Source organism: Pseudomonas izuensis, from assembly GCF_009861505.1.
GTDB lineage: Bacteria > Pseudomonadota > Gammaproteobacteria > Pseudomonadales > Pseudomonadaceae > Aquipseudomonas > Aquipseudomonas izuensis.
In genome coordinates this window covers 62,370-74,837 of record NZ_WTFT01000017.1, presented here as the reverse complement: position 1 = coordinate 74,837, position 12,468 = coordinate 62,370, and the positions used below count along the sequence as shown (strand labels likewise).

The window sequence follows — 12,468 nt, the reverse complement described above, 5'->3', positions numbered from 1 at the left end:
TTGCTCGACGAATTTTGTCTTTCCATGAGGTCACGCATGAACGAAGTCGTAATCGTTGCCGCTACTCGTACCGCCATTGGCAGTTTCCAGGGTTCCTTGTCTGCAATTCCCGCGACCGAGCTGGGTGCCGCAGTGATTCGCAACTTGCTGGAGCAGACGGGTCTCGATGCTGCTCAGATTGATGAAGTGATCCTGGGCCAGGTACTCACTGCCGGCGCTGGACAAAACCCGGCACGCCAGACAGCGATCAAGGCTGGCTTGCCAAACACCACACCTGCCCTGACCTTGAACAAGGTCTGCGGCTCCGGCCTCAAGGCGATCCATCTCGCCGTCCAGGCAATCCGTTGCGGCGACGCGGAACTGGTGATCGCTGGCGGTCAGGAAAACATGAGCCTGGCCCCTTATGTTCTGCCCAAGGCACGTACCGGCCTGCGCATGGGCCATGCGCAGCTGCAAGACAGCATGATCCAGGATGGCCTGTGGGACGCCTTCAACGACTACCACATGGGTATCACCGCCGAGAATCTGGCGCAGAAGTACGAGATTTCTCGTGAAGCACAGGATGCCTTTGCTGCCGCCTCGCAACAGAAGGCCGCCGCCGCCATTGAAGGCGGGCGTTTCCAGAGCGAAATCACCCCGATCCTGATTCCTCAGCGCAAGGGCGAACCACTGGTCTTCGACACCGATGAACAACCGCGTATCGACAGCACTGCGCAAGCCTTGGCGAAACTCAAGCCTGCATTCCAGAAAGACGGCAGCGTGACCGCCGGCAACGCGTCGACCCTCAACGATGGTGCGGCCGTGCTGTTGCTGGCCAGCGCTGCTAAAGCACAAGCGCTGGGCCTTCCAGTACTGGCACGGATCAAAGCCTATGCCAGCGCCGGTGTGGACCCGTCAATCATGGGCATCGGCCCGGTCCCGGCTACACGCCTGACCCTGCAAAAAGCCGGCTGGAGCGTCGAGGACCTCGACCTGATCGAAGCCAATGAAGCCTTCGCCGCCCAGGCGCTGGCGGTTGGCAAAGAGATGGGTTGGGACACCAGCAAAGTCAACGTCAACGGCGGTGCAATCGCCCTTGGTCATCCGATCGGCGCGTCGGGGGCACGGATTCTGGTGTCGCTGGTGCACGAACTGGTCCGTCGCGATGGAAAGAAGGCGCTGGCTACGTTGTGCATCGGTGGTGGACAAGGCGTAGGCCTGGCTATCGAGCGCTAACCAACGGCATCTGAATCGCCAATGCGCGGACCTGCGAGCCTTGCTCCGCGCATCAGATTGGCGTCAAACAATGCAGCCCGCATTTCTGCCGTCGCAATGCCGGAGTCCGGCACAGCGCGGCTTTTTTCTGCCCGGCTCATCGGTAGGGGCAAGGAACTTTATGGACAATAACGCGCATACATTCACCACCTATTGGTCAGGCCAGGTTCCGTTCATCGCGTCCTATGCAGTGCAACAATTGCGCCTGTGGGTCAGCACCAATCCCTGGTTTTCCGGGCATGAGCACGGTGCCTGGTTCGACCTGCCTCGCGAAACCCTGGATAGCCTTCAAATGGACTACCAGGTTCAATGGGGTCAACTCGGCCAAAAATTGCTGACCGGCCAACCCTTCAGCTTCGATGATCGACGCTTTGCCAGCGGCAACTGGAGCGACCCACTGTTCGGCTCCCTCGCTGCGTTTTACCTGCTCAACTCCAGCTTTCTCCTGAAACTGCTCGACAAACTGCTGATCAACGAAAAGAAACCGCGCCAACGCCTGCGCTATCTGGTCGAGCAAGCCATTGCCGTCAGTGCGCCAAGCAATTTTCTGGTCAGTAACCCTGACGCGCTGCAGCGTGTGGTTGAGACTCAGGGTGCCAGCCTGCTCACGGGCATGCAGCATCTGGCCAGCGACATGAACGAAGGCAAAATGCGTCAGTGTGATAAAGACGCCTTCAAGGTTGGCGTCGATCTGGCCAACACCCCTGGCGAAGTCGTCTTCGAGAATCATCTGTTCCAGCTGATTCAGTACTATCCGCAAAGCGAAACCCAGTACCGGCACCCGGTATTCGTCGTACCGCCTTCGATCAACAAGTACTACATCCTTGATCTGCGTCCGGACAACTCGATGGTCCGTCACCTGCTGGAAAAGGGACATCCCGTATTCCTGATATCTTGGCGCAACTTTGACCAGGAACACGCTGGCACCACCTGGGATGACATGATTGAGCACGGGGTGATCAATGCCCTGCAAGTGACCCGCGAGATCAGTGGCCAGCAGCGACTCAATTGCGTGGGTTTCTGCATCGGCGGCACCCTGTTGAGCACTGCACTGGCCGTACTGGCTGCACGTGGCGACAGAGAGATTGCCAGCGTGAGCCTGCTCACCACGTTCCTTGATTACCTCGATACCGGCGCCATCGACGTCTTCGTCGACGAAGAGCTGGTGGCCTACCGCGAGCGCACAATCGGCGGCAAGAATGGCCCTATCGGGCTGTTTCGTGGCGAGGACATGGGCAATACCTTCTCCCTGCTGCGCCCCAACGAATTGTGGTGGAACTACAACGTCGACAAATACCTCAAGGGACAAAAGCCGATCCCCCTTGATCTGCTGTACTGGAATAACGACAGCACCAACTTTCCGGGCCCGATGTACTGCTGGTACCTGCGCCACACCTATCTGCAAAACGATTTGAAATCAGGCGAGCTGGAATGCTGCGGGGCCAAACTGGATTTGCGTGCAATTGAGGCTCCCGCTTACATCCTCGCCACCCATGACGATCACATCGTGCCCTGGAAAAGTGCCTACGCCAGCACCAACCTGCTCTCCGGGGCCAAGCGTTTTGTATTGGGTGCGTCAGGGCATATCGCCGGCGTCATCAACCCACCGACCAAGCAGAAGCGCCATTACTGGACCAATAATCGGGTCACGAAAAACCCGGAGACCTGGTTCAAGAATGCCGAGCAACAACCCGGTAGCTGGTGGAATGATTGGTTCAACTGGCTGGAGGGACACTCCGGCGAGCGCCAACCCGCGGTAGCACACACAGGGAATGACAAATTCCCGCCTCTGGAACCGGCGCCAGGCAGGTATGTAAAACAATGAACGACTGCTATGGGCCAGAGCTCGGCACATCATTTGTTGGGTACAAGGAGAGACGACCGATGAGCACCCCGCTGCGCATCAACGAAGCACTTTTGATTGCCGGCCACGCACTCGAACCTTTTCAATGCGTCGCCTGGGCTCCGCAAGACGGTAATGGCGAACTGAGCCTGACTGTCGTCGACCGGGCCAACACACGTATTTGTCGCAAACAGATACCAAGCAGCGCCTATTCCGACCCGGCGCAGCTGGAAAGCCTGCTGGAAGAGGTGCGCGCCAAATTGAGCCAGGAAGGCTACACGCTACAATCCTGGACGATGCCAGAGTAAGCACTTTCGCGGATCACTCCCGGTGATCCGTCCAAGGTATGAACTGGATTTTTTTCCGAAACGCAGAAACGAAAAAGCCCCGAATAATCGGGGCTTTTTCGTTTAAATGTGGCGGTGAAGGAGAGATTCGAACTCTCGATACAGTTTCCTGTATACACACTTTCCAGGCGTGCTCCTTAAGCCACTCGGACACTTCACCGTATCTCTTCAAACAAGTTCTGTCTGTCGAGGCGCGCTAATGTAGTCGAAAGCTTTTCTGATGGCAAACATTTTTTCAGAATTTTCATGCGCTTAACGCAATTAGTCGTTTCGAGCCGGTCAAGGCAATGGCAAACCGGCCAATCTCTGGCTTCGCACACACAACTATATAGAGGGCAATGTGCCGCTGGCAGGGCGGGCTACGCTTGGCGGGCGGGCAAAGGGTGACTGGCGGGTCAGTCATGGCGCTTTACCTGGCCTGAGACGGTGGGTAACTTCTGCCCAACTTTATTGAAAGGAATAGCGTCATGAGTGAGTTGATTTCCTACCATCTCGAAGACGGTATCGCGACCCTGACCCTGAGCAATGGCAAGGTCAATGCCATTTCTCCGGATGTGATTGCAGCCTTCAACACGGCGCTGGATCAGGCGGTGGCTGATCGTGCGGTGGTGATCATTACCGGTCAGCCCGGCATTCTCTCGGGCGGTTACGATTTGAAGGTGATGACGTCCGGCCCTAAAGAAGCCGTGGCGCTGGTAACTTCCGGCTCGACGCTGGCCCGTCGCCTGTTGTCACACCCGTTCCCGGTGATCGTGGCCTGCCCAGGCCATGCGGTGGCCAAGGGTGCATTCCTGCTGCTGTCAGCCGACTACCGCATCGGTGTCGACGGCCCGTTCAGCATCGGCCTGAACGAAGTGCAGATCGGCATGACCATGCACCACGCCGGTATCGAGCTGGCCCGTGATCGACTGCGCAAGTCGGCATTCCACCGTTCGGTGATCAACGGTGAAATGTTCAATCCACAGACTGCGGTGGATGCCGGCTTCCTTGACCTGGTAGTGTCGGCCGAAGAACTGCAAGGCGCGGCATTGGCGGCGGCTCGTCAGTTGAAGAAGATCAACATGACCGCACACAAGAACACCAAGCTGAAAGTCCGCAAGGCACTGCTGGACACCCTGGATAACGCGATCATTCTGGATCAGGAGCATTTGGGTTAAGCCTCAACCTGCCTCAACGAAAAGCCCGACCGTCGTGTCGGGCTTTTTCGTACGTATCCTGTTGAAAAGCCAGAAACCGCTCTAGAACGCGTCTCACCCATCAGCCGGAAACATGTGCTTAAACATCGGCTATCTCCCGCTTCTTTAGCGGCAATTGCCGAAAACAGTGCACATCCGTACACTGCGCCACCTTTTGTCCCGGTGGGGCCTGAAAATGCTGTTTGTTTTACGTATGTCATTGATGGGCCTGCACTTTATTGTCGCGGGTGTGCTGGGCGTGATGCTTGGCCTGTGCCGCCCGTTCAATCCGGATAACAGTCGTCTGTGCGCGCGTCTCTATGCGTGGCCGGCGATGTGTATTTTGCGTTTACGGGTGAAGGCCGATGTCGGGCCGCTGATGGATAAACCCGACAGTTGCGTGATCATTGCCAACCACCAATCCAACTACGATCTGTTTGTATTCGGTAACGTGGTGCCCCGCCGTACCGTATGCATCGGTAAAAAGAGTCTGAAATGGGTGCCATTGTTCGGTCAGTTGTTCTGGCTGGCCGGTAATGTGCTGATCGACCGTGGCAATGCGCAGAAAGCACGCCAGTCGATGGTGACCACCACCCACACGCTGCAAAATGAAGACACCTCGATCTGGGTCTTCCCGGAAGGCACGCGCAATCTGGGCGAAGAGCTGTTGCCCTTCAAGAAAGGCGCCTTCCAGATGGCCATCGCGGCCGGGGTTCCGATCGTGCCGGTGTGTGTCAGCAGTTACGTCAAACACATGCGTTTGAATCGCTGGCGCAGTGGGAAAATTCTGATTCGCTCGTTGCCGGCCATTCCTACCGCCGGCTTGAGTCTGGACGACATGCCCATGTTGATTGCCCAGTGCCGCGAACAGATGCGCGAATGCATCGACTCGATGGACCGGCAACTGCAAGCCGCTTGAATGAAACCCGCCTGGTGCGGGTTTTCTTTTGCCTGAGAACCGCGCAGATTTCACTGACGCTCCAGCAGCAGACAAGGCTAAGCTGAGTATCGCCCGCTACTTTTTGCTAATGAACGCCTGCTAATAAGAAGTGAATCACCATCATGGGTAGAGTTGTTGCTGCTGCGGTTTACAGCGCTGGCAAGAGAGTCACCAATATCACCCTCGACGAAGGCGCGTCCTGGGCTGCAAAGCCGGGGCATTTTGTCTGGATCGGCCTTGAAGAGCCGAGCGCCGAGGAACTGTACAACCTGCAACGCCAGTTCAACCTGCACGAACTGGCCATCGAAGACGCCCTGGAAAAACACAGTCGACCGAAACTGGAAACCTTCGGCGATGCGCTCTTCATCGTCACGTATTCCCCCATTCGGGAAGAAGGCAAACTCAAGTTCATCGAGACCCATATCTTTGCCGGCAAGGGTTACATCATTACCGCACGCAACGGTCACTCGGCGTCCTACGCCTATGTCCGACAGCGTTGTGAGGCGCGACCACTGCTGCTTGAGCACGGAGAAGATTTCGTACTCTATGCCATCCTCGACTTCGTGATTGAAAACTACCAGCCGATGGGCGAAGCGATTCATGCCGAGATCGATGAGCTGGAACGCAACGTCCTGTGCGGCACGCTGAACGAACGCGATATCCAGGACCTGCACAGCCTTCGCCGCGATGTGTTGCGCCTGCGCCGTTACGCAGCGCCGATGGTGGAGATCGGCGAGGAGCTGCAAAGACTGAGCTTTCCATTCATCGACAAGAACATGCGCCCGTACTTTCGCGATGTGCAGATTCACGTTACACGGCAGATGGAAGACCTGACCACCCTGGCGGACATTGCCAGCCAGACGATCGAAGTCGGGGTGTTGCTGGAGGCGTCACGCCAGAGTGTGGTTCAGCGCAAGTTTGCTGCGTGGGCGGCGATCCTGGCGTTCCCGACGGCGGTAGCTGGGATTTACGGGATGAACTTCCAGAACATGCCCGAGCTGAGCTGGCATTACGGCTATTTCGCCGTACTGGGGTTTATTACGGTTGGGTGTGTGGCCTTGTGGGCGAGCTTCAAGAAATCGGGCTGGCTGTAGGGCTGTGTGCTTTCAGTGAAAACCAGTCGCCTCATTCGCGAGCAGGCTCGCTCCCACAATCGATCGAGTTTCAAATGTGGGAGCGAGCCTGCTCGCGAAGCTTTTAGCCTTTGACCGATTCTGGCTTATGCGCCACAAACCGCATCATCCACTCGGCCACCGTGGCGCCGTGATGCTCACTTTCCAGGCTCGCAATGCCCTTCGAATACACCTGCTCGCCCAGCGCTTGCTGACGGATTTCCAGCAAGGCCCGGGAATAGTCGTGAATGAACTCCGGATGCCCCTGGAAGCACAGCACCTGGTCGTTGATGTGATACGCGGCATACGGGCAGAAATCGCTGGAAGCGATCACCGTGGCGTTTTCCGGCAGTGAGGTCACCTGGTCCTGGTGGCTGATCAGCAGGGTCAGCTCTTCGCGCACAGGGCTCATCCACGGTGCCTTGGCAGCGAGTTTGTAATTGTGGGTACCGACACCCCAGCCCTGGCTCGCCCGTTCGCTCTTGCCGCCGAGCAACAGCGCCAGCAACTGATGGCCAAAGCATACGCCCAACAGTTTGTCGCCACGCTTGTAGCGGGTCAGCAGATATTCCTTGAGGGTCTGGATCCACGGGTCGGTGCCGAAGGAATCAGCCTTGCTGCCGGTGACCAGGTAGGCATCAAAGGTCAGGTCATCGCTGGGATAGTCACCCTGTACCACGTTGTAAATAGTGAATTCAGCGGCAATGGGTTGCTGCGAAAACAGGCGCTTGAACATCTGCCCGTAGCCCTGATATTGGTCGACCAATTCCGGACGCAGGTTGTCGGTTTCGAGAATGCAGATGCGTAACGACATAAAAAATACCTGACACGTGATGGGAATAATGCACACCCCAGAGCCTGCCTTGAAACACCGTAACAAGGCAAGCCCCGCGATGCGTCACCGATCCCTAAAACGTCTCCCCTTTGGCGGCTTTCTCCAGCAGCAATGCCGGTGGTGCGAAGCGCTCGCCATATTGTCCGGCCAGGTACTGGGCGCGGGCGACGAAGTCCTTGACCCCGTATTGATTGATGAACTGCAGCGCACCGCCGGTCCAGGCGGCGAAACCGATGCCGAAAATCGAACCGACGTTGGCGTCCGCCGTCGAGGTCAGTACGCCCTCCTCCACACAGCGCACGGTTTCGATGGCTTGCACGAACAGCAGGCGATCGCGCACGTCCTTGGGCGAAATCTGCCCGTCGGCCTTTTCAAAGCGGGTTTTCAATTGAGGCCACAGATGTTTCTGGCCACCCGCCGGATACTCGTAGAAACCACCGCCTGCCGCCTTGCCCGGGCGCTTGTATTCGTTGAGCAGCAAGTCGATCACGGCAAATGCCGGATGCTCGACCAGCGGTTTGCCTTCGGCCTGCAAGTCTTTGGCGGTTTGCTGGCGGATATGACTCATGAGACTGAGGGACACTTCGTCGGAGATCGCCAGCGGCCCGATGGGCATGCCGGCCTTGCGCGCTTCGGTCTCGATCATTGGCGCACTGACGCCTTCACCCAGCATTGCGATGCCTTCATTGGTAAACGTGCCGAACACCCGCGAGGTGAAGAAGCCGCGGCTGTCGTTGACCACAATCGGGGTTTTCTTGATTTGCAGGACGAAATCGAAGCCGCGAGCCAGGGTTTCATCGCTGGTGTGATTGCCCTTGATGATTTCCACCAGGGGCATTTTGTCCACAGGACTGAAGAAATGCAGACCGATGAACTTGCTCGGGTCCGGCACCGCCGAGGCCAGGCCGCTGATCGGCAGGGTCGACGTGTTCGAGGCGATCACCGCATCCGCGCCGACGACTTTTTGCGCGGCCAGGGAGACCTTGGCCTTCAGCTCACGGTCTTCGAACACGGCTTCGATGATCAGATCGCAACCGGCCAGATCGGCGTCGCTTTCGGTGGTATGAATGCGTGCCAGAACGGCTTCGCGCTGCCCGCTGTTCATTTGACCGCGCGCCACTTTCTTGTCCAGCAGCGCTGCCGAGTGTGCCTTGCCCTTCTCGGCAGCCGCCAGGCTGATGTCCTTGAGCACCACCTCGATACCGGCCGACGCGCTGACAAACGCTATACCCGCGCCCATCATTCCGGCGCCGAGTACGCCGACTTTCCGGGTGAGGTGCGGAGCGAATCCCTGCGGCCGCGAGCCTCCGGCATTGATTTCGTTGAGCTGGAACCAGAAGGTACCGATCAGGTTTTTCGAGATCTGACCGGTGGTTAACTCCGTGAAGTAGCGGGTTTCAATCAGGTGTGCAGCGTCGAAATCCACTTGCGCACCTTCCACCGCGGCACAGAGGATCTTCTCCGGGGCCGGCAGGCAACCCTGGGTTTTGCTGCGCAGGATCGACGGCGCAATCGCCAGCATCTGTGCAACCTTGGGGTTCGACGGCGTACCACCGGGAATTTGGTAACCCTTCACATCCCAACGCTGCACGGCGGTCGGGTTGGCGATAATCCAGGCGCGGGCCTTCGCCAGCAGCTCCTCCTGATCCGCCGCCAGTTCATCGATCAGCCCCGCCTGCAACGCCTGTTGCGGTCGTACTTTTTTACCTTCGAGCAGGTACGGCAGGGCTTTTTCCAGGCCGAGCATGCGCACCATGCGCACCACCCCGCCGCCGCCTGGCAGCAAGCCGAGGGTCACTTCCGGCAAACCGAGTTGCAGCGAAGGGTTGTCCAGCGCCACGCGGTGATGGCAGGCCAGGCAGATTTCCCAACCGCCGCCGAGCGCCGCGCCATTGATCGCCGCAACCACCGGTTTGCCGAGGGTTTCCAGGGTGCGCAATTGCCCCTTGAGGTTCAGCACCATGTCGTAAAAGGCTTTGGCTTGCGGTTTGCCGACCTTGATCAACTCATTGAGGTCGCCGCCGGCAAAGAAGGTTTTCTTGGCCGAAGTGATGATGACACCGGCAATGGCGTCCCGGTCGGCAATCAGGCGGGTCACGCAGTCGGCCATGGCGTCGCGGTACACCGCGTTCATGGTGTTGGCGCTCTGGCCCGGCATGTCGATGGTCAGGACGACAATCCGGTCCTGGCCTTTTTCGTAACGAATGGCTTGGGTCATGAAAGGTTTCCTTGGATACGGGGCTCAGAGGCGTTCGATGATGGTGGCAATGCCCATGCCGCCACCGACACACAGGGTCGCGAGGCCGTAGCGCAGGCGCCGGATTTCCAGTTCATCGAGCAGGGTGCCGAGAATCGCGCAGCCGGTGGCGCCCAGCGGGTGCCCCATGGCAATGGATCCGCCGTTGACGTTGACCTTATCCGGGTCGACGGCCATGTCCTTGATGAACTTCAACACCACCGAGGCAAAGGCCTCATTGACCTCGAACAGGTCGATGTCTTCAACCCGCAGCCCGGCCTTGGCCAGCGCCTTGCGGGTGGCCGGTGCAGGTCCGGTGAGCATGATGGTCGGATCGGTGCTGGTCACCGCCGTGGCGACGATCCGCGCCCGCGGCCGCAAGCCCAGCGCCTGGCCCTTGGCTTCGGAACCGATCAGCATTAGCGCGGCACCGTCGACGATCCCGGAGCTGTTGCCGGGAGTGTGAACGTGGTTGATTCGCTCCACATGGCTGTAGACCCGCAATGCGGTGGCATCGAAGCCCATTTGCCCGATCATTTCGAAACTCGGCTTTAGCTTGCCCAGGCCTTCCATCGTCGAGTCAGCCCGGATGAACTCATCGTGATCGAGCAGGATGATGCCGTTCTGATCCTGCACCGGCACCAGCGACTTGCTGAACGATCCATCGGCACGCGCCCGCGCGGCTTTCTGCTGTGAATGCAACGCGTAGGCATCGACGTCGTGACGGCTGAAGCCTTCGAGCGTGGCGATCAGGTCGGCCCCGACGCCTTGCGGAGTGAAGTGGCTATGCAGGTTGGTTTCCGGGTCCAGGGCCCATGCACCGCCGTCGCTGCCCATGGGGACGCGAGACATGGACTCGACACCGCCGACCACCACCAGGTCTTCGAAACCCGAGCGGACTTTCATCGCCCCAAGGTTCACCGCCTCCAGCCCTGACGCGCAAAAACGATTGATCTGCACCCCAGACACGCTGACATCCCAGTCCGCTACCTGGACCGCGGTCTTGGCGATGTCGGAGCCTTGATCGCCGATGGGCGTCACGCAACCGAGCACCACGTCATCGACCTGACGGGTGTCGAGGGCAGTCCGCTCTTGCAGCGCCCTGAGCAACCCGGCCACCAGATTTACCGGTTTGACGCTGTGCAAGGCGCCGTCGGCCTTGCCTTTGCCACGGGGCGTACGTAACGCATCGAAAATCAAAGCTTGGGTCATGACGTCCTCGAACCGCAGTGCAGGTGAGTGGAAAACACAACTCACACTCTTGGCCCGGGGCGCAATGGATTCAATGACCGCAGCGCTCATCGGCATTGACGCTCACGCTCAGACGGACGGTCATCAGCGATGCGGTGAACCGGTTCAGGACACGCAGGTGTCTAGCAAAAGGCCGCCCAAGAAGCTGGCAATAGGCCTCATGCCTTTTTAATAGCATCGAGTGAGATCACCATACTAAATGGATCTAAAACAAGCGTGACGCGGGCTCTAAGGTGAAGTTATACGAAGTTGTCGTCGGGTTTTGCCGAGGCGCTCGTCCTACAGGAAGTGCAACGTTTGCCGTCATGGATATATGCAGGCAAGCATCAGGAAATAACAAAAAAAAGGCGGTCAGCCATGTTCAAACAATCGAAAGTCCGTCAAGCAGGTCTCATTCTCTTTGCTACTACGCTGTTGTTGATTTTGCCCAACCTGACCAAGGTGATCGGCTAGTCGGTATTCAAAAAATACGACACCAGAGTTTTACATCGCCACGTTAAAAATGTGACTGGCTCGCTACCCGGGCCAGCGTGGCTGTGCCAACCTTTGTGGCACTTCCACGACATGGACGGCGATAAATTGAAAACGCTCATTCTGTTCGGGGCCTTGCTGCTCGGCACGCCCCTGTACGCCGCACAACTCAATCTGGAGCTGGGCGCAGACAGTCGCACCTGGCAGACCGAGGAATTGCTCAAGCATCCGCTGGTCCAGACCATCAATATCCCCAATGACGTTTCCTACAAACGGGACATGAGCTACCGCGCTGTTCCGTTGGCGGCGTTGTTGACGGGGGTCAAGCCCGACGATCATTTGCAAGCTGTGGCACTCGATGGTTTTGCCGCGGAATTGTCAGCGGCACCCCTGCTCAATGCCAAGGGAGCGCGGGCCTGGCTGGCAATCGAAGACCCGGCGAACCCGTGGCCACCGCTGTCAGAAGGCAAGCACAGTGCCGGGCCGTTTTACCTGGTCTGGACTGATCCGCGGGCGGGCAACATCAGCCCGGAACAATGGCCGTTCGAAGTCGCCAGCATCAAGAGCATGGCGCCGGTGGCCGAGCGCTTCCCTGCCCTGCTGCCCGATCCTGCGTTGAAGGCCGACGACCCGGTCAACAAGGGCTTTGCGCTGTTTCAGAAAAACTGCCTGGCGTGCCATCGATTGAACGGTGCCGGGGATTCGCAGTTCGGGCCGGACCTGAATATTCCCTATAACCCGACCGAGTACTTCGGCGCGGACTTCCTCAAGCGCTACATCCGCGATCCACAGGGTTTGCGCCAGTGGCCCCAGGCGAAAATGCCCGGGTTCTCGACCGAGGTCCTGCCGGATGAGGATCTGGGGATGCTGGTGGGGTATTTGAAACATATGGTGGGGCGCAAGGTTAAGCCCTGATTGCCTTCTACCCTGTAGGAGCAAAGCTTGCTCGCGATGGCGGTTTGTCAGTCAACATTTCTGTAACTGAACCACCGCTATCGCGAGCA

At 58.3% G+C, this 12,468-nt stretch carries 10 protein-coding genes and 1 tRNA gene; 7 read left to right on the top strand and 4 right to left on the bottom strand.

Features of this window, described 5'->3' with window-relative positions; genetic code table 11:
• The first annotated feature begins 36 nt into the window (after positions 1-36).
• The 3 genes from GPL81_RS16845 (at position 37) to GPL81_RS16835 (ending at position 3,405) form a co-directional block, all read left to right on the top strand.
• Positions 37-1,215, top strand: coding sequence for an acetyl-CoA C-acetyltransferase (locus GPL81_RS16845; protein WP_160107651.1), 1,179 nt, complete (start codon positions 37-39; stop codon positions 1,213-1,215).
• Positions 1,216-1,375: 160 nt separating this feature from the next.
• Positions 1,376-3,079, top strand: a complete 1,704-nt coding sequence (gene phaC, locus GPL81_RS16840) for a class I poly(R)-hydroxyalkanoic acid synthase (RefSeq protein ID WP_160107650.1) — start codon at positions 1,376-1,378, stop codon at positions 3,077-3,079.
• Between the two features lie 59 nt (positions 3,080-3,138).
• The gene (locus GPL81_RS16835) at positions 3,139-3,405 is read left to right on the top strand and encodes a hypothetical protein (protein ID WP_096509741.1); all 267 of its coding nucleotides are present in this window, start codon (positions 3,139-3,141) and stop codon (positions 3,403-3,405) included.
• Between the two features lie 109 nt (positions 3,406-3,514).
• Here the strand turns inward: GPL81_RS16835 and GPL81_RS16830 are convergent.
• A tRNA-Ser gene (locus GPL81_RS16830) sits at positions 3,515-3,604 on the bottom strand.
• A gap of 307 nt (positions 3,605-3,911) precedes the next feature.
• Here GPL81_RS16830 and GPL81_RS16825 point away from each other — a divergent pair.
• From GPL81_RS16825 to GPL81_RS16815, 3 genes are all read left to right on the top strand, one after another.
• Positions 3,912-4,601 carry a crotonase/enoyl-CoA hydratase family protein gene (locus tag GPL81_RS16825; RefSeq protein ID WP_160107649.1) on the top strand — a complete coding sequence of 230 codons (690 nt, stop codon included), beginning with the start codon at positions 3,912-3,914 and terminating at the stop codon, positions 4,599-4,601.
• A gap of 214 nt (positions 4,602-4,815) precedes the next feature.
• A complete protein-coding gene (locus GPL81_RS16820; RefSeq protein WP_160107648.1) occupies positions 4,816-5,538 on the top strand; it encodes a lysophospholipid acyltransferase family protein in 723 nt (240 codons plus the stop codon).
• Positions 5,539-5,681: 143 nt separating this feature from the next.
• Positions 5,682-6,653, top strand: a complete 972-nt coding sequence (locus GPL81_RS16815) for a magnesium and cobalt transport protein CorA (RefSeq protein ID WP_160107647.1) — start codon at positions 5,682-5,684, stop codon at positions 6,651-6,653.
• Between the two features lie 103 nt (positions 6,654-6,756).
• Here the strand turns inward: GPL81_RS16815 and GPL81_RS16810 are convergent, their stop codons facing one another.
• The 3 genes from GPL81_RS16810 to GPL81_RS16800 form a co-directional block, all read right to left on the bottom strand.
• Positions 6,757-7,485, bottom strand: a complete 729-nt coding sequence (locus GPL81_RS16810) for an amidotransferase (protein ID WP_160107646.1) — start codon at positions 7,483-7,485, stop codon at positions 6,757-6,759.
• Positions 7,486-7,579: 94 nt separating this feature from the next.
• Entirely contained in the window at positions 7,580-9,724 is a 2,145-nt protein-coding gene (locus tag GPL81_RS16805) for a 3-hydroxyacyl-CoA dehydrogenase NAD-binding domain-containing protein (RefSeq protein WP_160107645.1), read from the bottom strand.
• Positions 9,725-9,748: 24 nt separating this feature from the next.
• Positions 9,749-10,954 (bottom strand): acetyl-CoA C-acetyltransferase, encoded by a 1,206-nt coding sequence (locus tag GPL81_RS16800; protein ID WP_160107644.1) that lies wholly within the window; start codon positions 10,952-10,954, stop codon positions 9,749-9,751.
• Positions 10,955-11,557: 603 nt separating this feature from the next.
• On the opposite strand from GPL81_RS16800, the gene GPL81_RS16795 reads away from it, so the two are divergent.
• Complete coding sequence (locus tag GPL81_RS16795) at positions 11,558-12,379, top strand: c-type cytochrome (RefSeq protein ID WP_160107643.1); 822 nt, start codon at positions 11,558-11,560, stop codon at positions 12,377-12,379.
• Positions 12,380-12,468: the final 89 nt, after the last annotated feature.